Origin of the sequence: Colwellia sp. MB02u-6, from assembly GCF_014077095.1 — a bacterium.
In the GTDB taxonomy this organism is placed as follows: domain Bacteria; phylum Pseudomonadota; class Gammaproteobacteria; order Enterobacterales; family Alteromonadaceae; genus Cognaticolwellia.
Genome location: NZ_JACGVG010000035.1, coordinates 55,790 through 81,660, shown reverse-complemented (window position 1 = coordinate 81,660; position 25,871 = coordinate 55,790). Strand labels below are relative to the sequence as shown.

General features: G+C 38.7%; 21 protein-coding genes and 1 pseudogene. 12 read left to right on the top strand and 10 right to left on the bottom strand.

Annotated elements, in window-relative coordinates:
* Nucleotides 1–335: 335 nt before the first annotated feature.
* Both H4J46_RS10020 and hrpB read right to left on the bottom strand, forming a co-directional pair.
* Nucleotides 336–2,123 carry an ABC transporter transmembrane domain-containing protein gene (locus tag H4J46_RS10020; protein ID WP_182233689.1) on the bottom strand — a complete coding sequence of 596 codons (1,788 nt, stop codon included), beginning with the start codon at nt 2,121–2,123 and terminating at the stop codon, nt 336–338.
* Between the two features lie 218 nt (nt 2,124–2,341).
* On the bottom strand, nt 2,342–4,828 hold the full coding sequence (hrpB, locus tag H4J46_RS10015) for an ATP-dependent helicase HrpB (RefSeq protein ID WP_310650238.1): 2,487 nt from the start codon (nt 4,826–4,828) through the stop codon (nt 2,342–2,344).
* Nucleotides 4,829–5,732: 904 nt separating this feature from the next.
* Between hrpB and thpR the strand changes: the two genes are divergently transcribed.
* Together thpR and H4J46_RS10005 are read left to right on the top strand one after the other, a co-directional pair.
* Nucleotides 5,733–6,308, top strand: coding sequence for an RNA 2',3'-cyclic phosphodiesterase (gene thpR / locus H4J46_RS10010; protein ID WP_182233367.1), 576 nt, complete (start codon nt 5,733–5,735; stop codon nt 6,306–6,308).
* A 113-nt stretch (nt 6,309–6,421) separates the two neighbouring features.
* Entirely contained in the window at nt 6,422–6,823 is a 402-nt protein-coding gene (locus H4J46_RS10005) for a hypothetical protein (protein ID WP_182233366.1), read from the top strand.
* Nucleotides 6,824–7,056: 233 nt separating this feature from the next.
* Here the strand turns inward: H4J46_RS10005 and pepB are convergent, their stop codons facing one another.
* The gene (gene pepB / locus H4J46_RS10000; protein WP_182233365.1) at nt 7,057–8,364 is read right to left on the bottom strand and encodes an aminopeptidase PepB; all 1,308 of its coding nucleotides are present in this window, start codon (nt 8,362–8,364) and stop codon (nt 7,057–7,059) included.
* A gap of 442 nt (nt 8,365–8,806) precedes the next feature.
* Here pepB and sfsA point away from each other — a divergent pair, with 442 nt between their 5' ends.
* From sfsA to panC, 7 genes are all read left to right on the top strand, one after another.
* Nucleotides 8,807–9,520 carry a DNA/RNA nuclease SfsA gene (gene sfsA / locus H4J46_RS09995; protein WP_182233364.1) on the top strand — a complete coding sequence of 238 codons (714 nt, stop codon included), beginning with the start codon at nt 8,807–8,809 and terminating at the stop codon, nt 9,518–9,520.
* A 283-nt stretch (nt 9,521–9,803) separates the two neighbouring features.
* Nucleotides 9,804–10,244, top strand: a complete 441-nt coding sequence (gene dksA / locus H4J46_RS09990; protein WP_182138163.1) for an RNA polymerase-binding protein DksA — start codon at nt 9,804–9,806, stop codon at nt 10,242–10,244.
* A gap of 12 nt (nt 10,245–10,256) precedes the next feature.
* Nucleotides 10,257–11,162 carry a tRNA glutamyl-Q(34) synthetase GluQRS gene (gene gluQRS, locus H4J46_RS09985; RefSeq protein WP_259365785.1) on the top strand — a complete coding sequence of 302 codons (906 nt, stop codon included), beginning with the start codon at nt 10,257–10,259 and terminating at the stop codon, nt 11,160–11,162.
* Between the two features lie 87 nt (nt 11,163–11,249).
* Nucleotides 11,250–12,692, top strand: a complete 1,443-nt coding sequence (pcnB, locus tag H4J46_RS09980; RefSeq protein ID WP_404851786.1) for a polynucleotide adenylyltransferase PcnB — start codon at nt 11,250–11,252, stop codon at nt 12,690–12,692.
* The gene (gene folK, locus H4J46_RS09975; protein ID WP_182233363.1) at nt 12,692–13,183 is read left to right on the top strand and encodes a 2-amino-4-hydroxy-6-hydroxymethyldihydropteridine diphosphokinase; all 492 of its coding nucleotides are present in this window, start codon (nt 12,692–12,694) and stop codon (nt 13,181–13,183) included. Before pcnB ends, folK begins: the two co-directional genes overlap by 1 nt.
* Before the next feature lie 57 nt (nt 13,184–13,240).
* Entirely contained in the window at nt 13,241–14,035 is a 795-nt protein-coding gene (gene panB / locus H4J46_RS09970; RefSeq protein ID WP_182233362.1) for a 3-methyl-2-oxobutanoate hydroxymethyltransferase, read from the top strand.
* A 137-nt stretch (nt 14,036–14,172) separates the two neighbouring features.
* Nucleotides 14,173–15,021 (top strand): pantoate--beta-alanine ligase, encoded by an 849-nt coding sequence (gene panC, locus H4J46_RS09965; protein ID WP_182233361.1) that lies wholly within the window; start codon nt 14,173–14,175, stop codon nt 15,019–15,021.
* A gap of 121 nt (nt 15,022–15,142) precedes the next feature.
* Here panC and panP read toward each other — a convergent pair whose 3' ends face one another.
* From panP to efp, 5 genes are all read right to left on the bottom strand, one after another.
* Entirely contained in the window at nt 15,143–16,771 is a 1,629-nt protein-coding gene (gene panP, locus H4J46_RS09960; RefSeq protein WP_182233360.1) for a pyridoxal-dependent aspartate 1-decarboxylase PanP, read from the bottom strand.
* A gap of 468 nt (nt 16,772–17,239) precedes the next feature.
* The gene (locus H4J46_RS09955) at nt 17,240–17,929 is read right to left on the bottom strand and encodes a tRNA (guanosine(46)-N(7))-methyltransferase TrmB (protein WP_182191800.1); all 690 of its coding nucleotides are present in this window, start codon (nt 17,927–17,929) and stop codon (nt 17,240–17,242) included.
* 44 nt (nt 17,930–17,973) lie between these two features.
* Nucleotides 17,974–18,747: an ABC transporter permease gene (locus H4J46_RS09950; RefSeq protein WP_182233359.1), complete on the bottom strand. Its 774-nt coding sequence runs from the start codon at nt 18,745–18,747 to the stop codon at nt 17,974–17,976.
* 5 nt (nt 18,748–18,752) lie between these two features.
* Nucleotides 18,753–19,694: an ABC transporter ATP-binding protein gene (locus H4J46_RS09945; protein WP_182233358.1), complete on the bottom strand. Its 942-nt coding sequence runs from the start codon at nt 19,692–19,694 to the stop codon at nt 18,753–18,755.
* A gap of 257 nt (nt 19,695–19,951) precedes the next feature.
* A complete protein-coding gene (gene efp, locus H4J46_RS09940; RefSeq protein ID WP_182233357.1) occupies nt 19,952–20,524 on the bottom strand; it encodes an elongation factor P in 573 nt (190 codons plus the stop codon).
* Nucleotides 20,525–20,582: 58 nt separating this feature from the next.
* Between efp and epmB the strand changes: the two genes are divergently transcribed.
* Nucleotides 20,583–21,599 carry an EF-P beta-lysylation protein EpmB gene (gene epmB, locus H4J46_RS09935; RefSeq protein ID WP_182233685.1) on the top strand — a complete coding sequence of 339 codons (1,017 nt, stop codon included), beginning with the start codon at nt 20,583–20,585 and terminating at the stop codon, nt 21,597–21,599.
* Nucleotides 21,600–21,829: 230 nt separating this feature from the next.
* Nucleotides 21,830–22,126, top strand: coding sequence for a hypothetical protein (locus H4J46_RS09930; RefSeq protein ID WP_182233356.1), 297 nt, complete (start codon nt 21,830–21,832; stop codon nt 22,124–22,126).
* A gap of 180 nt (nt 22,127–22,306) precedes the next feature.
* On the opposite strand, the gene H4J46_RS09925 is transcribed toward H4J46_RS09930, so the two are convergent.
* Nucleotides 22,307–22,810 carry a DUF3016 domain-containing protein gene (locus H4J46_RS09925; RefSeq protein WP_182233355.1) on the bottom strand — a complete coding sequence of 168 codons (504 nt, stop codon included), beginning with the start codon at nt 22,808–22,810 and terminating at the stop codon, nt 22,307–22,309.
* Nucleotides 22,811–23,069: 259 nt separating this feature from the next.
* Nucleotides 23,070–23,621, bottom strand: a pseudogene (locus H4J46_RS09920) (IS3 family transposase); the annotation flags it as partial.
* Nucleotides 23,622–24,377: 756 nt separating this feature from the next.
* Between H4J46_RS09920 and H4J46_RS09915 the strand changes: the two are divergent.
* The gene (locus H4J46_RS09915; protein ID WP_182233353.1) at nt 24,378–25,670 is read left to right on the top strand and encodes a dipeptidase; all 1,293 of its coding nucleotides are present in this window, start codon (nt 24,378–24,380) and stop codon (nt 25,668–25,670) included.
* The last annotated feature ends 201 nt before the right edge of the window (nt 25,671–25,871 follow it).

The following is a 25,871-nucleotide window of genomic DNA, read 5'->3' as shown; positions in this document are numbered from 1 at the left end:
TTTATAAAATACTTTTTGGCTACAAACGCAGCCAAATAGTTTCATGTTGAATACAATAGCTACATAACAAACAGCTGCAAACTATCACGCTTTCTGTTCCAAAAAGTCCGCCAGTTTGCTACGCAGTTGAGCTGGGCGTTATCCATAAAAATCTAATCCAAAACGCTATTTGGCGCTTGATAGCTAATGTCAGCAGTCTGGCATAAGTGATCGACGAGGTTAAATCTAGTAAACACAACATATAGTGGTCGGTTGGGCTAAGTGGATAGCCCTTATATAAAAACATGTCCATTGGCTGCACAGCAACTTATATTACAAAGTGTCACACAGCGTGATTAATTAGCCTCACCGTTGGCTTTATCAAACTGTAATTCACAAAGCCTTTGATATAGTTTCGAGCTTTTTAACAACGACTTATGATCGCCTTGATCAACAATTTTCCCTTGGTCCATCACCACGATTAAATCTGCATGAATCACAGTAGCTAATCGGTGCGCGATAATTAATGTTGTTCTATTGGCCATTAATTCATCTAATGCGGCTTGCACATGGTATTCACTTTCTGCATCTAAAGCGCTGGTTGCTTCGTCAAGCAGTAATACCTCAGGGTCTTTTAAAATGGCGCGAGCTAAAGCAACACGCTGCTTTTGCCCACCCGATAATCGCACCCCTTGTTCACCTAAAAAGCTCGCGTAACCTTGGGGTAATTGTTCAATAAACTCATGGGCATGGGCTTTTTTCGCCGCACTAATAACCTCTTCATCACTCGCTTGTGGCTTACCATAACGTATGTTGTGCCAAACATCAGAGCTAAACAGTATGGGGTGCTGCGGCACCATCCCCATGGCTTGACGTAAATCGGTTAATTTTAGCTCAGTGATGTCGATATCATTAAAACTAATACTGCCTTTTTGAGGGTCATAAAAACGTTGTAGTAATTCAAATAACGTTGTTTTACCTGCACCCGATGGACCCACTAATGCCACAATTTTTCCCGTCGGTATGGCTAAATTTATCTGATGAAGTGCCGCACTGTCTGGCCGTGATGGATAACAAAAGTCAACTTCTTTAAAGCTGATCACCGACTGGGCATGATTATTCATCACTTGTGGAGAAACTAACTCTTTAATATCACTTTCAATCTCAAGTAATGCTAACAGCCGAGTCGCGGAACCTGCTGCTCGTTGTAATTCACCGTATACCTCAGCAATAGTGGCGACAGACATAGCAACAATGATGGCGTAAAAAATAAAGGCGCCTAATTCGCCAGCACTCATCTGCCCTTTTAGCACGTCCATACCGCCCACCCACAACATGCCGCTAATCGCCCCAAAAGTAAGGAAAATAACAATAGCGATCAAATATGAACGTTGTTTCACGCGCTGTTTAGCAACAGAAAATGCCTTCTCTACTTCATGCGCAAAAGCATTTTGTTCTTTTACTTCATGGGTATAACTTTGCACAACTTTTATATTTTGAATGATTTCGCCGGCATAAGTACCGACATCAGCAATAGCATCTTGTGAAATTTCTGCTAATTTTCTGACTTTACGACCATAAATCATCATAGGTATTAAAATAATGGGCACTGAAAAAACCACAAAAAGGGTTAATTTAAAATTAGTGACCATTAACATCACCAAGCCACCAATCAGTAATAATATACTGCGCAGTGCCATTGAAAAAGACGAGCCAATAATAGACTGCAATAAGGCGGTGTCAGTGGTTAAGCGCGACATTAGCTCACCACTGCGGTTTTCTTCAAAATAGCTCGGATGCAAAGTAACAATGCGATTAAACACCGCTTTGCGCATATCAGCACTGACCCGTTCACCTAACCAAGACATTAAGTAAAAACGACTAAAAGTGCCAACAGCCAGCAAACTAATTAAGCCGATTAAGCCTAAAATAGCCGATTGCAATTGTTCAACTGAACCCGCAATAAAACCGTTATCAATAACAAACTTTACCCCTTGTCCTAAAGACAAGTTGACCGCTGCAGTGATTAATAAAGCCAATAAGGCCGAGGCTAACATTAGCTTATATGGTTTTATAAAGGCGAAAATAGGTAACAGGCTGCTGAATGCTTTAGGCTTTTTTTTTGCGGAGCTATGATCTGAAATAGGCTGATTAATGGTTTGGCTGTTGTCGCTCACAGTGGCTTTCCAGTAGGGTAATCTTATACTAAAGATGGTTATAAAAATGCCTATTTCAAGTAGACACGCGATAATAAAGCGGCTTAAAAACGTTTAGTGAAAATACAGTCATGACTTATTTAGTTAACCTAGCGCTAACGCATTAGCACGTTGAGATCTCAAAAATTATTATTTGATATAGACGCTTATGTAATTCGTTTTTTTCTAGAGCTACCTGCTTGTTCAGAAAAGGGATCAATCGGCCACCTATGGCGGGGATACTTAGCTCGCATGTCTTTTGCAACTTCGATATATGAGCCACCCCAAAAGTTGGCTAAATCACTCGTTATTTGTATTGGTCTTCTCGCTGGTGATAACAATTCAAATCGTAGTGCAATACTATTATCTGCCAACATTGGAGATTTAAGCTCACCAAACAATTCTTGTAATACGACAGCCACTGTTGGCTCTGAATTTTTGTCGTAAATGATTGAAACCTTTTTGTTACTCGGTGTTGTATAAATTACGGGAGCTTCTTTCTCAAGTACTTTTGACTCTTCATATGTTAATAATGATGATAATAGGGGTAATATTTTCACTCGTTTTAAATCCGATATTTTTTTAATATTTGAAACATACGGTAATAACCAGTTTTCAGACGTGTTCATGATTAAAGTCTCTGATAACACGGGAAAGCCTTTCACTTTACCACCAAGCCATATCACCCTTTTCATCCAATCATCGCACTCTTGAGTCCAGCTTAATATGTTTCTAGCATCTGTCTTTACCAGAGATTTAATACTGTCTAATATGAATTCAGTAGGAACATCGTTACTTCTTGTTTCTTCGATGATTAAACTGCCATATTTTTTCAATACCCTTGCGTATACACGGCTATTGTTTGCTGCTAACTCATATTCTATTTGTTCTGAAATTTCCTGAGAAAATTTTTCAGATAAAATATGTTTATTAAAAGTAATAGCACTAAAAACTCGACCTTCTTTTTTTTGCGCATCGCAATCATTAACCACTAAGTACTCATTATTAATAAGAGGATCATCTTCTGCGAGAAAGACCCCCTTGCCATTGGCTAGTTGATATTTATTGCTATTAGCTGAACGTCTTTTAGCCAATCTTTCCGGAAATGCTAGAAGCAACAAATATGCTGCGATGTCTGAAATACCTGAGATATCTACTTTGCTTTTTTTATGTTTTATAGATGACTGTAATGTCTGAACATCTTTAACTACCGTTTTTAACGTATTTCTATTTACATAGGCTTTATTAACATGACCCGTCGCGTTCTCAATAATAACCTGTAATCTCATCAAAAAATCTGCACTATCACTCCCTTGCAATATATCTCGTTCTGACAAGAGAGCTGCAATATTACAAGCAATTTCACGCTCTTGGTTGCCATTCGCTGCCAACATCATCTTAGCTAGCCTTGGGTGGATAGGCAGAGTACTTGCTTGTTTTCCAAGCCTTGTGATTTTTCCTGATTTCTCAAGCATACCTAATTTTACCAGTAAATCTTGAGTTGAGTCATAATGAGCTTTTGGGGGCGGTGTTAACCAATTTATTTCCTCATAATTCGAATGTCCAGCGCTTGCTAGCTCTATCACGGCATCAGCTAAATCTGCATTCAAAATTTCTTCTTCTTGGTAGTCTTTTAGCGATATATGTTCGGTTTCACTCCATAACCTTAAACATTTCCCTGCAGATAACCTACCTGCTCGGCCCTTACGTTGCTCGGCTGACGCTTTTGATATATGAGTTGTCGTCAGCTTTGACATGCCACTTGACGGGTTGAAAATAAGTTTCTTTTCCAGACCTGAATCAATGACACAGGTAATACCTTCGATAGTTAAACTGGTTTCTGCGATATTGGTTGTGAAAATAATTTTCCTAACGCCTGGTGGTGCTAATGCTATCGCCTTTTCCTGCTCTTCCAGAGGTAATGAACCATGTAATGACACCAGTTTAAGTTTATTGTGCTCTGAAAATACTGTACCAGCATGTGAAATACACCTTTTTATGTCAGCAACGCCAGGGAGGAATATAAGAATATCTCCCTCATCTTCAATGACATTAAATATTGCTTTACAGACATTCAACGCCAACTGTTTTTTATCTGTTTTTTGATGAAAAACGCTAACTGGATATGCTCTTCCTTTACATAACATCACAGGTGCGTCACCGAGATATTTTGATACTAAGTTTGTATCTAATGTCGCAGACATCACTAAAAGTCGAAGATCTTCACGAATGACCTGTTGAATTTCGAGAGATAACATAAGTGACAAATCAGTATTAATGGACCGCTCATGAAACTCATCAAATATTATAAGGCCAACACCTGATAATTCAGGGTTTGATTGAAGTCGCCTAGTCAGTACTCCTTCGGTTAGGATTTCAAGTCTTGTGGCAGCTGATATTTTTTTGTCATTTTTTACTTGATAACCAACAGTCTCACCAACCTTTTCACCCAGGCACTTAGCTAAGTAATTAGCAATTGACCTTGCTGCCATTCGTCTAGGCTCAAGCATGATAATTCGCTGACCATTCAAAAAGTCAGCTTTTAATAATTCAAGCGGAACGGCAGTAGATTTACCTGCCCCGGGTTCTGCCTGCAACACCACACTCTGGTTATTTTTTAACTCTTGTAAAAGGTCGGCTAATATTTTATTAATTGGAAGGTTAATTTTATGGACTCTACTTTTTATATTTTAATGACTTGGATTTATTATAGGTATAAAAATATAAATGATAAAACGCATCAATTAGCGTCGCAGTAATTGACTGATAAGTTGTTATCACTTAGATGAAGTCAACAAGTTAGCGCATCTACTGTGCGTTAATTTGTTACTTTTGATTATGCTATTTATCTTTGGTTAAACTTGGACTTTCCATATTTCACTAGAGAGTTTTTAACTCAGAAAAATATGTTTTCTCACATTTAGTAGGTGAAATACTATCCGTATGAGAGTGACACTTTTTAGGATTGTAGAACATTTCTATAAAATTAAATATCTCTCCTTTTGCTTCTTCACGTGTTGAATATAATTTTAGGCGTTTTATCAATATAGTGTCTAATAATTTCACCAAGTGTAGTCAACAAGTTAGCTATATGATTTTAGCTAAGCTCGACTCCTTGCTTAAAGTATACCAATTAACATTATGAAATAAAAAGTCAACATTATCAACTGCTTGGGTGGAATGTTTTTCTTGTAATCATATATCCATCATGGTGTTCAGCGTAACTTTGAAATAGGTAACGATACTCAAAAATCTACCTGTAATACCGGCTCAATGAAAGACAAAGAAGAATGTAGAGCTGTTCTGAAAAGATTTAACGGATCAATCAAATCACAGAAAAGCAAATAGGCTTTATTAATATGAAGAGCAGCGGCGACTTCCTACTATTATTTCAGCAACCTGAATATAGTAACCATACAAAATATATAGCGAATAAACTCTACAGTACTTATGCTTAATGTCCGTTCAATCGTGGAATATCCAAGCATGGTCACAAGGTTAATGAGATGAGTAGAAGCTTTACTGTCATGCTCTTAAGTCGCTAAAATGGAAATATTGATGAAAAAACGCATGTTTATTGCCTTAGATATTGTATACACAGATAAAGTAAAAATTGCCCATTGGCGCGAGCAACATTTACCCTTGCCATTTAAACCTATCAACAGGCAAAACTTTCATATTACTTTGGCCTTTTTAGGTTTTATCACCCCGCAACAACAAGCGAGTGTAGCGCAATTAATTAGCCAACAGCATGGTTTGATGCAACAGCGCCTAAAACCTCTTATACAACAAAACAAGGCCTCATCTGTCGTGTTGTCACAGCTAGGTTATTTTAAAAATGCGCAGGTATTACACCTGATGCCCGCAAGCTGTCCTGACTGGTTAATATATTTACAGCGCACTGTGGTTGAGCTAAGCCTGAACAGTAATATTGCGCTTGAAAATAGTAGCTACCAACCGCACCTAAGCCTTTATCGTAAAGCAAAAGCTCCATTACCAGCACTATGTAAAAGCCTTCAAAAAACCGTATTTACACAACAACTGAGTATCACTAGCTTTAGCTTATATCATTCATACTCGACCGCCCTAGGTGTTAGATACGAGCCAGTTCAAACATGGAAAATAAATTTTTAGCCTTGATTTTTAAGGAGATTTAAATTGGCAAATTTTCGAAAACATGCTTACTTGGCAAGTGCGTATAATAGTGTTATCACTGTTCACCCTCTGGTTGAAATGAAGTTTGCACAATGGAAACAATAGTAGAAGATAAGTATTCAATAGCATCGCGCTCGAACATTTTACAAGTAGAGGCTTTTGGCCCATTTAATGCGCACGTGACCGAAAAATATATTAATGATATGTATGGTGCTTGTGAACAGTTTTCAGGCAAACCTTGGGGCTTATTAATTACTTTTTATGGCAATAGTGTTTTTTCACCTGAAGCGGAAGAGGCCTTAATCAAGGTCAATAAATACCGCGTAAAACATGGCTTAATCGCCAATGCGAGTGTATTAATTGACAGCAGCACTGCTGATATTCAGCAGTTACAGCTAGGACGGATTTACCAAGCCTGTAATATTACCTTTTATGTCTTTAGTGATATAGACAATGCAAAATCTTGGTTAGAAGAGTATTTACAACAACACTAAAGCGCATTAAATAGTTAACAGTCCTCACCCATATCGCGCCCTTAAAGCGATCGTTAACAGATACAAAAAGTGCTAGAAAATATCTTTTCTAGCACGACCTTCACCTCTTAAATTAAGGCTTTAAAAGACCATAAAAAGCTGAGTAAATATGATTTGCTTAGTGACGAACGCTTTGCTCGCTATTAGTGAAGCAAGTAACTAACACTTAACCTAGTCAAAGCCTGCCTTAAAAATTAATGGTTAGTTATCAAGTCAGCAATCGTAGCAATACCAAGACCTGTTGCACCTGCAGCCCATAAGTTAGACTCAGCACCATTATAAGCGCCAGCTAAATCAAAATGTAACCAACCAGCACCGTCGTTATCGACAAAGCGTGATAAAAATCCTGCGGCATTACTCGCCCCACCAGCCCCACCACCTTTTGCTGTGCGGCTATTAGCTGTATCAGCAAATGCTGACTGGCATTTATCTTGGTGCCAAGACTCTAAAGGAAACTGCCATAATGCTTCACCGGTTGCTTTTGCTGATGCTTGTGCTTTTACCGCCACGTTATCATCAAGCGCGAATAAAGCAGAGTAATCACCGCCAGTTGCCATCACAGCAGCACCGGTTAAGGTGGCCGCATCAATAATCATTGGCGCACCCGTTTCACTAGCAGCCATTAAACCATCAGCTAGTACAAGACGGCCTTCCGCATCGGTATTAGCCACTTCACAAGTCACGCCATTTTTATAGGTAATAATGTCGCCAAGTTTATAGGCATTGCTGCTGATCATATTTTCTGCACAGCATAGGTATAACTTAACCCTTTGGTTCAACCCTTGTTTGATAGCCAATGCCAAAGCACCAGCCACAACAGCTGCACCGCCCATGTCACACTTCATATCAAACATACCAACATTGCTTTTAAGACTATAACCACCACTGTCAAAGGTAATACCTTTACCCACTAAACAAGCCGTAACTGCCGCATTTTCATCAGCACTCGGATTAAAATCAAGCTCAAGCAAACATGGCTTATTAACACTACCTTTACCTACATTGTAGATACCCATCCATTGTTGCGCTTTGAGTTCTTCACCTTGAATCAGACGAGTAGAGACATGTTTAGGGGCGAGGTTTTTAATATAGTCTGACGTTAATTGTGCCAGCTTTAACGGGTAAAGTTCAGCCGGCGTTTGGTTAGTTAAGTCGCGACTCCAAGCATAAACAGCGAGCTTATTGTGCAAACGTTCAATTAACGCTGGCTCACCGCAAAAATTGATATTCTCTAGTTTGTTAACACAACTAAATCCAAGCGCAAAAGCCCACTGACTCGCTTCATCCCATGCATCGCCCTGAAGCGATGCATGCGCAATATCTAATTTTTCTATTTTACGCGCAGCCATTTGAATTTTTCGTAAGCGATGGGGTGCGTCTTGAGGTAAGTAAATGGCAATATTATCATGGGTAATTTGTAGGGTTTTATCTTGCTGCCAACCTTGTGCGTTATTACTAGTGGTCAAGGTTATTGATACTGAAGCAGAATTAGCTGTGGTCATGTTATCGCCTTTGCATTTAATGTTAAGCTAATAGTCTATACCCGTTGCGCCATACCGGCAACATAACGGCAAATAGTTAACCTTTGCAACTGATTTATCAAACTGCTTTTTTTATCTGCTTTAGGGTAAAGCCAAGTAATGGCATTAAGCCTTGTAAATACCTTGTTGTTAAACTGGTGTAAAAAAATTATAGCAATAGTTGTTACGAAATTTTGCACATGATTTGTTAGAGAGCAATATAGATTTTCTCTTCTATGGCTTACTGAAAGATTAAATACGAAAACACAGTTTTATGTTCGTAAAACTGTGTTTTATCCCTTAGTCATTTTTTTTCCTAAGCTATAAAGACAGTAAAGCCTGTTGAGAGAAATTAGCAGTTCAACGACTCATCACGTAACATGCAAGAAGCCTGATGACTAATAATATGTAATGAAAATATGTAATGAAAATTAATTTAACAAAAGCGACTATAATTAAACGTTATAAACGTTTCTTGGCAGATATCACCTTAGAAGATGGTAGCGATTGTACCATTCATGTTGCCAATACCGGTGCGATGAGTGGCTGTGCGGTGCCTAATGATACTGTTTGGTTTAGCACCTCAGACAACGCCAAACGCAAATACCCCTTTAGCTGGGAGTTAACACAGACCCAAGAAAATCATTTTATTTGTGTCAATACATTGCGGGCGAATCAACTGGCAGAACAAGCCATTATAAATGGTACCATTACTGAACTGCAGGATTTTAAAGCATTAAAGCGTGAAGTTAAATATGGTGACGAAAATAGTAAAATAGATTTTCACCTGACTGATGAAAGTGGCCAAGAGACTTTCATCGAAGTCAAAAGCGTGACTTTATTAGTAAAAAATCAGGGCTATTTTCCAGATGCGGTGACTTTGCGAGGGCAAAAACATTTACGCGAGTTAATGGCCATGGTGGAAAACGGCCACAGAGCCGTTCTTTTATTTGCTGTATTACATTCAGGCATAAAAGATGTGAAGCCTGCAGCACATATTGATGCTAAATACGCAGAACTGCTGCGTGAAGCAAGCCAACGAGGCGTTGAAATTATAGCTTACAAAGCTACTTTTCAAAAAGAAAAACATAATTTCACTATGACTTTAGCCAACAAAGTACCGGTCACACTTGAGTGATAACAAAGAAATAGCAACAATAATGATTGACGAGAGGGTTAAAAACTTGCTAAAAGGGCTTGCTCAAATTTTATTGTCATCTTGGTTAAAATTTAAACAGCTGTAATATTTTAAAAAAACTTTATATTTTATCCTGATTATTTATCAATTAAGCCTTGAATTTTATACAAGCTAGCACAATATATGTGGAATATTTTGGCCTGTATGAATTGGCCGTTGCAACCAAGCGATGAAGTTACATGACGTAACCAATATTCATCGATTTAGGGCTAGGAGAATTAGCATGCCAGCACAGAAAACATTAGGTATTTTAGCATTAGCAGGTGTCAACCCTTACGTTGAGAAGCCTAAAGAAGAATACATGAATGCCGCGCAACTAGAACATTTCAAAAAAATTCTAGATGCATGGCGTGTACAACTTCGCCAAGAAGTTGATCGTACCGTATCGCATATGCAGGATGAAGCAGCAAATTTTCCTGATCCTGTTGACCGTGCGGCCCAAGAAGAAGAGTTCAGTCTTGAATTACGTACACGCGACCGTGAACGTAAACTAATCAAGAAAATTGAGAAAACCTTACAACTTATCGAAGATGATGATTTTGGTTTTTGTGACTCTTGTGGCATTGAAATTGGCATTCGCCGTTTAGAAGCCCGCCCAACAGCTGATCTTTGCATTGAATGTAAAACATTACAAGAAATCAAAGAACGTCAACTCGCAGGTTAAAAGCCCTCAACGTTGTTAGCTATCAGCCAATCTTTGCGACCCGATACTGCCAGTAACTATCGGGGCCGCTTTGCCCCTTCGCCTTCCGGCTTATTACATTTCGGTTCATTAATTGCTGCACTAGCCAGTTATCTAGATGCCAAGCATAATCACGGCCAATGGCTAGTAAGAATTGAAGATATTGATCCACCTAGAGAAAAGGCTGGTGCCAGTGCTGAAATATTAAAAACACTGGAAAATTATGGTTTGCACTGGGATGAAGATGTCCTTTACCAAAGCCAACAAAGTAACCTTTATCGTGAAGTATTATCCGCATTAGCCCAACAAAAACTCAGTTATTATTGCCACTGTACTCGAGCCCAAATTAAAGCCACGGGCGGAATCTACCAAGGCCATTGTCGACGCTTATCACAACCGGTAAATGGTAGTGCTATTCGTGTGATTAACACTATAGGTATCTCACACTATCACGACCTTATTCAACACTCAGTAACCTGCAGCGCTAAACTGGCTCAAGAAGACTTTATTGTCTTAAGAAAAGATGGTCTATTTGCCTATCAATTAGCGGTTGTTGTTGACGATATCTATCAAGGTATTACCCATGTTATCCGTGGTTGTGATTTAATTGAACCCACAGCAAGGCAATTAAGTTTTTATCAAATTTTACAGCATAATGCCCCTAAGTTTGGTCATTTTCCCTTGGCAGTAACTCCGCAAGGTTTTAAACTCAGTAAGCAAAATCACGCCCCTGAAATTGATCAAAAAAACCCAGTGCCTTCACTATTTGCCGCCTTAAAGTTTTTGGGTCAACAGCCACCGAAACAATTACAACAAGCCAATGTGACTGAGCTTTTAACTTGGGCAATCGCCCACTGGTCGATCACTCAAGTACCAAAATCACAAGAAATAGTTTTATAAGTACAATTAACGCCGACTTTTCACACTGTTTCCATTCTCTTTTCCTTTACACTGTTATATCATTGCGCGGTAAATTTATCGATAAAACTGGGGTCCACCATTATCAAAAGCGTGATCAATTTGTGTAAAAAAGTACTCGGAAAAGCACGAAAAAAAAATTCTAAGCAGCCATCATTTGAACAACCCATTATACTTTCACGTGATCAGCACCCTGTATCTAGAAAACACATTAGTCATAATGCCTTAAAGGTATTATATCGCTTAAATAAAGGCGGCTATGACGCTTACTTAGTGGGCGGTGGTGTTCGCGATATTATCTTAGGTTTTGAACCCAAAGATTTTGATATTGCCACCAATGCAACTCCTGAGCAAATTAAAGAATTGTTTCGTAATTGTCGACTTATTGGTCGTCGCTTTCGTCTTGCACATATTGTTTTTGGTCGTGAAATTATTGAAGTAGCGACCTTTAGGGGTCATCACGATAGCGATGAAGAAAAAAGTTGTCAAAAAACCTCAAAGCAAAATGAAGACGGCATGTTATTGCGTGACAATATTTATGGCAGTATTGAAGAAGACGCCGAACGTCGTGACTTTACCATTAATGCACTTTATTACTCAGCCAAAGACTTTAAGGTTTATGACTTTGCCAATGGTGTCGCTGATGTTTACGCCAAACAAATTCGCTTAATTGGTGACCCTGAAACACGCTACCGTGAAGACCCCGTTAGAATGTTACGCGCTATCCGTTTTGCGACAAAATTAGATATGGAAATTCATCCTGACACCAAAGCGCCGATAAAAACGCTTGCGCCACTGATGGCTAATATTCCACCTGCGCGTTTGTTTGAAGAGTTTTTAAAGCTGTTTATGTCTGGCAAAGCGTTGGCAAACTTTGAACTGCTGCGTGATTACAGTTTATTTCAGTACTTCTTCCCTGCAGTTGATCAACAACTGAATCAAAAGTCTCAAGTTTATTTAGCTGACTTTATCAGTTTGGCGATGAAAAACACGGATCATAGAGTTAATAATGACCAACGTGTTACCCCCGCATTTTTATTTGCAGCTATGCTTTGGTATCCGATGCAAGAGCAAATACAAAGATTAAATCGTGAAACCCAACTAACACCACAAGATGCATTTTTTGGCGCATTAAGTGAAGTGATGTCAGAGCAACAGCGCAGTATTGCTATACCCAAGCGTTTTCAAGCCGTGATGAAAGACATTTGGATTTTACAAGAAAAATTAGTTCGCCGAGATGGTAAACGCGCATTTAAAGCACTTGAACACCCCAAGTTTAGAGCCGGTTATGACTTTTTATTACTGCGTGCTGAAATTGAACAGCCAAACATTAGTCAAAGCGAGCCAGGTTCTCTGCAAGAACTCGCTAAATGGTGGGGAGACTTTCAAGAAGCTAATGCCGAGACACAACAAGTGATGATAAAAAGTATTGTACCCAGTAAAAATGGTCCTCGACGCAGCACACGTAAGCGCAAAAAACCTCGGGTAAAAAGCACTAGTGGCGAAGCCTAATGGCTTTAGCCTATATTGGTTTAGGCAGTAATTTAGCTGATCCGCAAGCACAAATATCTTCTGCGTTAGATAAACTAGCGCAATTAGAAAACTGTCAAGTTAGCCAAGTGTCTTCATTATATTTTAGTCGCCCAATGGGACCACAAGATCAACCTGATTACATGAATGCTGTGGTCGCCATTGAAACAAGCTTAAGTGCCATTGCATTACTTGATCAACTACAACATATTGAACAAAATGCCGGTCGTGTTCGCAAGGATAATCGTTGGGGGGCTAGGGTGCTGGATTTAGACATACTGTTATTTGCCCAGCAAGTTATAAGTACTGAACGCTTAACCATTCCGCACTATGGCTTAAAAAAACGAGAATTTGTGCTACTACCGCTGGCAGAAATAGCACCTGACATAATTTTACCTGATGGTGATAATATTCAGGAACTGGCTGACCAGATTAATAAAAATGGACTAAAAATTCACAGTAAGTTAAGTTAGAATAACAGCTCTAAAAGTAGCGAAAATTAATGCTGCATCATAACCAACGGAAATACTATGGCCAGAATAACCACCGCCACCTTGCAAAAAATGAAACAGCAAGGTGAAAAAATTACCACTATTACCGCCTATGATGCCAGTTTCGCGAAAATATTCGATCAAGCAGGTATTCACGCAATATTGATCGGTGACTCACTAGGTATGGTTTTACAAGGCCATGACGATACCCTACCCGTTGAAATCGAACATATGGCTTATCATACACTTTGTGTAAAACGTGGTGTGGAAAACAGCCTTATTATCGCTGACATGCCATTTATGAGTTACGCGACTACCGAACAAGCCTATATAAACGCCGCTAAGCTAATGCAAGCCGGTGCCAGCATGGTAAAAATAGAAGGTGGCTACTGGTTAGAAGCAACCATTAAAGGCTTAGTTGAGCGCGGTATCCCCGTTTGTGCCCATTTAGGCTTAACACCACAGTCGGTTAACGTCTTTGGTGGCTTTAAAGTACAAGGTAGAGAAAGCGACAAAGCCCTAGAGATGATTGAAAACGCTAAAGCATTGCAGGCCGCTGGTGCACAGTTATTAGTGCTAGAGTGCATTCCAAGTGGTCTAGGTAAAGCCATTACCGAAGCTGTATCAATACCGACCATAGGTATAGGGGCAGGTAAAGATACCGATGGACAAATTTTAGTGATGCATGACGCCTTAGGCATCTCATGTAGTTATATGCCTAAGTTTTCACGTAACTTTTTAATCGATACTGGCGATATAAAAACGGCAGTAGAGCTGTATATTGACGAAGTCAGCAAAGGCAACTTTCCAGGCCCTGAGCACATATTCACCTAGCCAACAACTCTGATGACACAAAGACGCAGTATATTATATAGACCATAAGAAGGTGAGCAATTAATGAATCTGTTACTTATAACAGCCATCGTCATTAGAGCTTAAGCCTTCAACAGCGAGTAGAAAGTAGAATCAGCATGCAAACAATTGAACAAATTTCGAATTTACGTGGCGAAATTAATCTTTGGCGCCAACAAGGTCTTAAAATTGCTTTTGTACCCACTATGGGCAACTTACATAAAGGGCATATTGCCTTAGTAGAAAAAGCCAAATTGGCTGCTGATAAAGTGGTTGCCAGCATTTTTGTTAACCCAATGCAATTTGGCGCTAATGAAGATATCGGTAATTATCCTCGCACTATGGCGGCGGATCAAGAGAAATTACTTACCGCAGGTTGCGACTTATTATTTACGCCAACGCCTGCGATTATTTATCCCAAGGGGTTAGACCAACAAAGTTATGTTGAAGTACCGAATGTTTCTCAACACTATTGTGGTGAAAGTCGCCCTGGACATTTTCGTGGTGTAACAACAGTTGTCTGTAAATTGTTTAATTTAGTGCAACCCGATATTGCCTGCTTTGGCTTAAAAGACTATCAACAAGTGCAAGTTATTCAAACCATGGTGGAAGACTTATCTATGCCGATTGAGATAATAGCCGTTGAAACCGTGCGAGAAGCCTCAGGTTTAGCGTTAAGCTCACGTAATAATTATCTCAACAAAGAAGAAAAAAACATAGCGCCCGCCTTAAGTCAAAACCTTAAGTGGCTTGCTCAAGCAATACGAGGCAACGATGACTTTGTTGGCTTAGCGCAAAAAGCGGCCAGTAATATCAATATGGCTGGCATGAAAACTGATTATATTCATATTTGTCATGCACGTACTTTACAACCCGCAAACAAAGACGACAAAAAACTAGTGATTCTTGCGGCCGCCCATTGTGGTAAAGCACGGTTAATTGATAACCTACAAGTAACATTAGCTTAAGTTATTTTATGACTAGATAGCTTTATGAATGTATAGATTTATGAATGTATACATTCATAACGTAGTAAAAATTAAAGCGACTACTCAGGGTAGTCGCTTTTTTATTTGCTGATGAAAATATTCAGGTCATTGCCAGTAACAATGGCAAAAAGCTTTTACTTTCTTGTGCCAAGGTTTTTTGCTCAGCTAAAACATCTTGAAGAATCGTTTTTGAGGTCAATGGATTGGCTAATACCACACGAAAAACTAAGGTTTTACGCCCTTGATATTTTTTCACTTCAATGCGAGTACGAGAAACAAAAGATTTACCATTTTCACGTTGGCGTTTTTGAATAAACTTAATCAGTTTATCGAGTAATTCATTAATGTTTTCTTGCTCAATATCATCTGCATACGCCAACAATTTTTGTACAATGGCAGGATTGTAGCGATAAGTTAATAAGCATAACTCAGGTTTAGTGATCAGTTCAAAATCAGGATCCTGCGCTATTAGATCAGCAAAATAATGTGCTTTTTCAATACTGTGATTAATCAGCATTTCATAGCCAGGGCGACTAATCACGTGCAGCGCAGAATATACCAGCATTGCCATACCTGGGCGCGATCCTTCCAAAGTATGACTACCTAAATCTTTCGATCCTTTACGTAAAATGTACTCAGCATGATGTTCAATCGCTGCCACCGAGGCCGGATTTTTAAACACCACTAGCCCAGCGCCCATCGGCACATACATTTGTTTGTGTGCATCGATAGTCACCGAGTCAGCTAACTCAATACCTTTTAATAAGGGTCGATATTTATTTGATAATAAAGTGGCTCCACCCCAGGCGGCATCAACATGAAAATGCGCGCCATAACGTTGGGCAATAGTGGCCATTTTATCAAGCGGGTCTACATTACCAGTTTCAGTTGTCCCAGCGACACCAACAATACTGAGCACATGAATATTTTCACTGGCTAATTGCTGACATTTAGCAGCTAGCAATTGGCAGTCAATTTTATTATTTTCATCGGTTGGAATAGCAATAACGCTGTCTTGGCCTATGCCCAATATATCGGCTGATTTTTTCAGTGAGTAATGACCACGAGCCGAGACTAAAATAGCTAAGCCATCATACTGGTAGTGTTTAAGCGCTTTAAACAAGCCCTCACGTGCTACACCGTTAAAATCACCATCGGGTTTTAGTAAATTATTACGCGCAACCCAAAGTGCCGTTAAATTAGCAACAGTGCCACCTGAGCAAAATGCGCCTAACGAATGATTCGCACTGTGCATCCACTGTTGATAAAATGGTGCTTCGTCTTGATAAACTAAGCGATGCATCATGCCGAGAACTTGCCGTTCCATCGGGGTAAAGGCTTTAGAGGTCTCAATTTTGACTAAGTTTTGATTTAAGCCCACCATCAACTTTGACAACGGCAAAATAAAGTAAGGCAGTGCCGAGGTCATATGGCCAATAAAACTTGGACTTGAGGTATGCACAGACTGAGACACCAAGTTGTCAAGCAAGTGCTGCATGTGATCAGAAACAAAAGCAGGCTCTTCAGGGATCTGCGAATCAGCAAAGTCTTTTTCAATTTCGCTCAACGCTTGCTCTGTTGCCGCTATATGTGCGCCAAGGAAGCCTGCCAAATTTTGCGATATCTCATTCTCTATTCGACCTAATGTAGAATCAGGTGCAACAGGAATGGTAAAAATGCGCAGTAAAGACTCTTCAGACGCTTTTGCCGCGCGTTTATTCACCGTCATATTTATTCACTATTAACGACTTAACTTAAGTAAGTTGATGTTTGTATATGAGCGGCACTCTAATAAAAAATGAAGCAAAAGTCTCGTTTTTTCAATCAAAATTGAGTTTTAAACCTAAGATTAAGCCAAATAAAGCTCAATTTAACTCGCCTGAATTTAGCAGTAATACTTAGCTAAAATCATGCTTAACCGACTAAAGTTGCTATATAAACCAAAGCCAGTTCAACAATTGCCAAGCTGCTTAACGCCAGCATAAAAACGGTTTTTTTAATATTGTTTGTCATGTTATTCATCCTAAATTACAAGTTGATATAGTAAAGTAATATCAACATTCAGGCCAAAAACATAACTAAATGAAATATATAATAAAAAAAATAAAAGCAGCTTAAAAATGAATATTCAAACGCAATAAATTGGCTAAAAATTTGTTAATTTAACCAATTTTTTGTTTTTAGCTTACTGCTGTCATTACTTAAAAATACGCAATTGCCAACATTGCTGTCCACTCGCTTGATACTTTGCTTCAAATGGCGTTAACGGCTCAGCATCATTAATCGCAGATATATCCCCTTGCAAAGAAAATATACTCGCTGCTAGTTGAAACTCTTCTAAATAAAGTCGCCAGTTACTGCGTAAAATAATTTCTTGCCCCACAGCAATAATTTGTGGAAAAACAGCACTACCGTGCCAGCGTCTCTGCACATGCTTAGCTTTTGGCCAAGGGTTTGGATATAAAATATAATGCTGACTTATTTGCCAGTTAGCTGTCACAACAAGACGATAAAAGTCATTTAAATCAGCGCGGATCAAATGATAATTCTGTACTTTCCCTTGACCGTCATCATGCTCAACTTCATCTACATTACGGTTAATTCTATGGGCAGATTTATCTACCCCTATGACTAAGGCATCCGGATTTTGCTTGGCTAATAAGCGCGTACTTTGGCCAACACCACAACAGGAATCAAGAATAACTTCGCCCGAAAATGCGAGCACAATAGCATTAATTTCATCAAATGCTTGCTGAGTGTGTGCTTGTATTGGCTTTCGTGATGGATGCTCAATATGCTTATGAACGATATCAACCAACTTTTCATGCATATCGGGTTGGTTAGTTTCAATCATTCTTGAGTCACCAATTATTTCTGTATTGCTCATTACTTTTTACCTATAAATTTCAATTTATTAGCTAGTGGTTAAGCTTAACTTCTTAAGCCAATACCTTTAGTAATTAACACCATAGCAATAGTGTACAAACTCACAATAAGCACGCCTAACACCGAAAATGACAAGGCCAAACTCACATCAGAAATACCTAAAAAACCATATCTAAAAGCACTGACCATATACACAATCGGATTAATTTGTGAAACACCTTGCCAAAAATCAGGTAACAAACTGATCGAATAAAACACCCCACCCAAATAGGTCAGTGGCGTTAATATAAAAGTGGGGATAATAGATATATCGTCAAAACTACCGGCAAAAATGGCGTTAATTAATCCTCCTAGAGCAAAGGTAGCTGAGGTAAGTGCCACGGTGGTAATAATCACCCACATGTTATGTATTTGTATATCAACAAAAAACATAGATACTAGCGTCACTATACTGCCTACTAACATACCTCGTGCCATTCCGCCGCCCACATAGCCAGCAACAATCACCCAATTAGGTACAGGTGCCACTAGCATTTCTTCGACATTGCGTTGCCACTTGGCACTGAAAAATGACGAGGCGACATTAGAATATGAGTTGGTAATAACACTCATCATAATCAAACCGGGCACAATGAATGACATATAATCAAAGCCACCCATTTCACCAATGCGCGAGCCAATTAACGAGCCAAAGATAACAAAATACAAACTAATGGTAATCGCCGGTGGAACCAAGGTTTGCACCCAAATACGCATAAAGCGGTGTATTTCTTTGTGCAGAATACTCTTAAGCGCAATGATATTTCTAGATGATGCCATAATATTTATTCCTTAACCGCGCTTTCGCTCGCTGCTTGACCGCTACCGACTAGACCAACAAATAACTCTTCTAGGCGATTACTTTTATTGCGCATACTTAATACTTCAATACCTTGTTTATTGAGATCAATAAACACAGCATTAATGGTTTGATTTTTTTTAACGTCCACTTCTAAGGTGTGATCATCAATCACTCTAGAGCTAAAATCTGCCAAGGCTGTCGGCACACTATTTGGCTTTAAATCAAAAACAAAGGTTTCTACATCTAATTTAGCTAATAAGGATTTCATATCGGTATTTTCAACGATAATACCTGAGTCTATAATGGCAATATTTCGGCAAAGCATCTCCGCTTCTTCCAAATAATGTGTGGTTAAAATAATAGTAATGCCTTGCTGATTAAGCTCACGTAAAAACTCCCACATTGAGCGGCGTAGTTCAATATCTACACCGGCAGTAGGTTCGTCAAGTATCAGCATTTGTGGTTCATGCATTAATGCTCGAGCAATCATTAACCGACGCTTCATGCCACCTGAAAGCATACGGGCCGAGTCATTACGTTTATCCCATAAGTCTAATTTTTTTAAATATTTCTCAGCTCGCTGAACCGCTAGTTTACGCTCTACACCGTAGTAACCTGCTTGGTTAACCAAGATTTTCATTAACGACTCGAATTGATTGAAGTTAAACTCTTGCGGTACTACACCAATAAAGCTTTTCGCTGTTTCAAGTTCTTGATCAATATCATGCCCAAAAACAACAACTTTACCTGCCGTTTTATTTACTAATGACATAATAATACCGATAGTGGTCGATTTACCGGCGCCATTAGGGCCAAGCAAAGCAAAAAAATCACCTTGTTTAACCGTCAGGTCAATACCTTTAAGTGCTTGAAAACCACCTTTATAGGTTTTCTTTAATCCTGATATTTTTAATGCTGAGTGCATAGCGAACCTTAAAAAAATTGCGTGCCTTTAATGTGGGGGCAAGTTGGTCATTTTCAACTTATAATGCTTTGTGCTTTCGCCAAAATGCACTTAGTAAGTTAACGAGTAATAATGGCGAACCAGTAATAAATTGTGGTCAAGGCGCTTGCCTTGCCACGGTAGAAAAATGCCATTAATTTAAGCAAGGGTATCATGGCTCGGCAACAAAAAAGCCCGCAAAATGCAGGCTTTTGTCATTAGGCAATACTAGCTAAAACTTAAGACTTACCCGCACGTGACACATAGTCACCATTGCGCGTATCAACCTTTACCACATCACCTATTTGGACAAATAGTGGTACACGTACCACGGCGCCGGTTGCCAGTGTTGCCGGTTTACCGCCAGTGCCTGCGGTATCACCTTTTAGGCCAGGGTCAGTTTCAGTGATTTGTAACTCAACGAAGTTCGGTGGCTCGACTGAAATAGGGTTACCATTCCAAAATGTAATGGTACACATATCACCTTCCGCTAACCACTTAGCGACATCGCCCACAGCTTTATCGTCTGCCGCCACTTGTTCAAAGGTTACATTATCCATAAAATGCCAAAACTCACCATCAGCATATAAATAACCTAACTCTGAATCCATCACATCGGCGCCTTCAACACTTTCACCTGATTTATAGGTTTTTTCTAATATTTTGCCAGATATTAACTTACGAATTTTAATACGGTTGAATGCTTGCCCTTTACCTGGCTTTACAATTTCATTATCGATAATGTTACAAGGTTCACCATCAATCATTAATTTAAGTCCAGCTTTGAACTGGTTAGTGCTAAAATTAGCCATAATTATTATGCTCGTTCGTTCACGCAGTAAACGCAAAGGTTAAAAATTGAATATAGAAATGCCGCAAATAATAACCCAAATCAGCGATAAATTGCACACTTCTTGGCAAAAAGAATTGGCAAATGTTGTTACCGACCCAAAAACCTTGTTAGAGTTGGTCGAAATTTCACCAGAAAGCTATCAACAGCACTTTGCTGCACGTAAACTATTTCCTGTGCGTGTGCCGCGGCCCTTAATTTCTCGCATTAAAAAAGGCGATATCAACGACCCTATTCTAAAACAGGTTATGCCATTAGATCTAGAATTCTCAATAACTGACGGCTATAGCGAAGATCCACTAGAAGAACATGACACCGTCGCCCCAGGATTGCTGCATAAATATAAACATCGGGTATTAATGATGGTGAAAACAGGCTGTGCGATTAACTGTCGCTACTGTTTTCGCCGCCACTTTCCTTATGCCGATAACAGCCCAAATAAAGCAAGGTGGCAACAAGCACTTAGCTATATTGAGCAGCATTTAGAAATCAACGAAGTGATTTTTAGCGGTGGCGATCCCCTAATGGCCAGTGACGAGCACTTGCAATGGTTAATTACCGAAGTTGAAAAAATCCCCCACGTGACACGGTTACGTATTCACACGCGTTTGCCCATCGTTATTCCACAGCGTATAACGCCAGCTTTGGTTAAAACCTTAAGTTTAACAAGACTTAAACCTGTCATTGTTTTTCACATCAATCATGCCAACGAAATCGACGCTAACGTTTCACAAGCTATTGAGCCTTTGCTTGCGGCCAGAATTCCACTATTTAATCAAAGCGTATTGTTAAAAGGCATTAATGACAGCGCCAACACGCTAGCAGCATTAAGTGAAGGCTTATTTGATGTCGGTATTCAGCCTTACTACTTACATTTATTTGATAAAGTACAAGGCGTTGCTCATTTTGATGTCACAGAAGCAGAGGCAAAAAAAATCACTTTGCAGCTAATGGCGATTTTACCCGGCTATTTAATGCCAAAACTGGTTAGAGAAATTGCGGGAGAAGCGAACAAAACACCCATCAATTTAACCTAACCTAGCATTGACCATATAAATATCACCATAATTTAATGCCAAAGCTGGTTAGAGAAATTGCGGGAGCAGCAAACAAAACCTAAGAACAATTTGACCTAACATTGGCTATGTAAATATTCACCGTAATTTAATGCCAAAACTTGTTAGAGAAATTATCTTAGAAGCTAACAAAATGCCAATCAATTTGGCATAATAGCGCTATTGAAGACACGAAACGAAGATGAGTTATTATGAGCGAAGCGGTACACAAACAATTAATCGATAATATTTCGATCATTTTAAAGAAGTCACTGGCGGCAGATGCCACATTAACTACATTACGTGAAGCCAAGCAAGCAGGCTTTGCGGCAATATTTACCCCTGACGCTGGCTTTAAATGTTCAGCCAATACTTTTCAGCCTTATGTGGAAGAAGTAGCCAATGACTTGGTTTTTTGGCAAAAAACCTCTGATCAGCAGGCACTGATCGATATTGTAAAAAAAATAGAGCAGTTATTTACGGTACTGGCTAAGCTTGAACAAAGCTAAATAGCCAAGAAGTAAAACCAAAAAACGCAGCTTTACTGCGTTTTTTTATGCCTGAAATTTTATCCTTTACTGATCAATTTTCACTTAAAGCTGATAGCTAATAGATTTTCGCTGGCACAATCCTTGCTGGCAATGCTAATGAAAAACTTGGATTAGACCGCTCTGATTAGAAAAGTCAGGCTATTTAATTATCTCATTTTCAAAGGTATTTCTAAACCAGTCATCAAGCATATCTTTTTCATAACTTAACGATTTATTACGATATCTAAAACTGTTATTCATTAAAAAACCCATATCTTTTAATGAAACCTCTGCGCTTTTAACCACAGTATTATCGGCATTTAATAATTGGTAACTAAACTCCATACGCGGAAAAAAGATATCTTTTATAATACGAATACGTTTCATACCACCAAAATTAACATCACCGGCTAAGTCTAGGTTCGTTATATCAAAAACTAATTTTTGTTGTTCTGGTAGCGCTTCAGCCATTTTAGCAAAATGCTCTTCAAAAGCTTTAAATGTTCTGTCTTTGAAGTGTTGACGATGTTCTTGGCCCGCATCAATATCAGAATACTTGTCAGGATTTGTCCACTTAACTTCAACTTGCGCCGCTTGTGTTGGTGCCGCTGATATTAAAACGACAACAAGGCTTAATAAACCTGTCATAAATTTATTCATCATTTCATCCTCTTTATTGCTTTAAGTATAGTAGACCGTAGTACCTAAAAAAAGTGTCGATCTAATTGTTAATTATTGTGTTATGTAATTTTAAGCGGGTTTATAACCCTGTATCCGCACCCTATCAGTATCATAGGCACGTAGCTAATATTACCTACAGTATAAATAAGATTTATTCTGCAACATCCTATTGAAGGAACAATCCATTTATTCTTACCAGTCAATTTGTCATTATAAAACCACCACTTGATTACCTAATGATAAATGAGCGATAACGTATTATTGGCATCCATTCAGTTTTAAAAAATCTATCCAAGGGGCTGTTGTACCAACAATTTCCTCGACGACTCATACTTTGTTCAATCTGATAGCGCCATAATAATTGTCGATAACACCTGCTCGTATATGTGCTACCTTGATCTGAATGGAACATAATCCCTTTTGGTCGTCCTCTCGACTCAAATGCCATCAACAATGCTTTCGCTGCTAACCTTGTGTTTGGCGAATATGACATTGCCCAACCCACTAACTTTTGTGTAAATAAGTCCATCACAACGGCTAGGTAAGCCCAATAAATTCCCGTCCAAATAAACGTTATATCACCACACCAAACTTGATCAGACTGACAGACTGCAAACTGACGTTCAAGGGCACTAGGTGTCGCCACATGCGCTTTTCTTACTTTCTTGTATTTATGCTTCGGACGCTGGCAACTCATTAGGTTTTATTCTTTCATCAAACGAGTTGCTACATAACGACTTAGCGAAAAACCTCTTGCCGTTGCAATACCAGAAATTGTCCTGTCACCTGTGGAGCTATTGCTCTCTAGGTAAATACTTTTTACCGTCACAAGTGCTTTAATCTCTTCAGGTTTAATTTTTCTAACTTGTTTTGCCCAATATTTGTAGCTGCTGCGATGAATATTAAATACATCACAACAACGTTTAACAGCATGACTCCCTCTAAGAGCTTTGATTATTGCGAACTGTCCAGCGAGTCCGACATCAAGAGAGTTGTAGCCTTTTTTAGTATTTCCTTTTCTTCTTTAATACAAGCAATACGTTTTTTAAGTTAACGAATTTCAAGTTGACCTGGTGTTAATGGCATTGCTTTACTCGTGAGGCCATTACGTTCATTTTTAATTGACGAACCCATTTAACTAATGACGATTTACCTACATTCATCACTTGAGCTGCTTCAATAATAGCGTATTTTTATCAAGGACTAATTGAGCACATTAAAGTCTGAATTTTGGTGTGAAATTGGGCCTGGTTCTTTTTGTCATAGTGTCACCTAAAGTTTGATGAGGTGAATAATAACACCTCTAGTTAGGTAGTCAGATTAACTATGCCACTAAAAAGTGAGTTAGGGTTCACTTTTATTGGATAAAAGCGCTCCCCAAAACTTGAGTTATTAACACGTTACTTTTACGAAAAGGTTGAAATTAATTAAAATTAAATTTATCCAACAATCGTTATAAACAATTACTTCGTCGCAAATTACTGAAAATATCTAATAAACATCATAAGCTCATTAAAATGACAACGAAAAATAATAATAAGGACAACACATGACGTTTAAATTCTCTCTTATCACCTTAACCACATTTGCTTTATCTGGCTGTATCAATGACACATCAAAATTATCTGTAGAAGAACAAGCAAAAATTATTCATGAAAAAGCCATCGTGCTCGATACCCACAATGATTTTAGTAACGCTAATTTTGTTGAAGATAAAAACTATACCATGCGTTTAAAAAGCCAAGTTAATCTCCCTAAAATGAAAGAAGGTGGGTTAGATGTTTCATGGTTGATTGTTTATACCGGTCAAGGTGAGCTTAACGAAGTAGGCTTTACCAATGCACATAAAAAGGCAATGGATAAATTTAACTCTATTCATCGTTTAACCAAAGAAATCGCCCCCGATCAAATTGAATTAGCTCTCTCTTCTGATGACGTTCGCCGTATTTTAAAAAGTGGTAAAAAAGTCGCGATGATAGGTGTGGAAAATGGTTACCCTATCGGTACTGATATCACTAATGTAAAAAAATTCTACGACCTTGGTGCTCGATATATGTCATTAGCACACAATGGTCATAGCCAATTGAGTGATTCAAATACTGGTGATAAAGATAAGAAGTGGCTTCATAACGGTTTGAGTGATTTAGGTAAAAAAGTGCTTGTTGAGATGAATAAGTGGGGCATTATGGTTGATATTTCTCATCCATCAAAAGCCGCTAATATGCAGATGATGGCATTATCACAAGCCCCAGTTATCGCCTCTCATTCTGCCAGTCGAGCAATGTATGATCACAGTAGAAACCTTGATGATGAAGAGTTACTTGCCCTGAAGAAAAATGGAGGAGTTGTACAAACTGTAGCATTCCGTTCTTATATTGATGGAGAGAAATCTAAAAACTTTGCCAAAGTTAAATTTGATATTTACCAAAAATTTGCTTTGGCGCAAGGGGCAAAGATTTTAACTAAAAAAGAGAGAAAAGCATTATCTGCGGATAAGTTAGATGAATATTGGGATTTATATGATTCAATTAGCGCACAAGCACAACCGGAGATTGATGCGATCAGTGATACGATTGAACAAGTTAACGTTAGCGATTTCGTTGACCACATTGATTACATAGTCAAACGTATCGGTATTAGTCATGTCGGGATCAGCTCTGATTTTGATGGTGGTGGTGGTATTGATGGCTGGAATGATGCTTCTGAAACATTTAATGTCACATTAGAGCTGGTAAAACGTGGTTATAATGCACAAGACATTGAAAAACTTTGGGGTGAAAATTTATTACGAGTACTTGATGATGTGCAAAAAGTTGCCAAGGAAATTCAAGCCAAAAGCTAAATAAAGATGATTGGTTAAAGCAATAACAAAAGTCTGTTTTGAGTAATCAAACAGGCTTTTTATATTAGAGTAGAAATGCAAAGTTTACGGTTAGTGAACAGATATAAAATCTTCAGTAAATACATTACAAAGTGCATAGGCTATAAGCTTCAATCATTCGTTGATAAGCAGAAGAAAGGTAAATACATTACAAAGTGCATA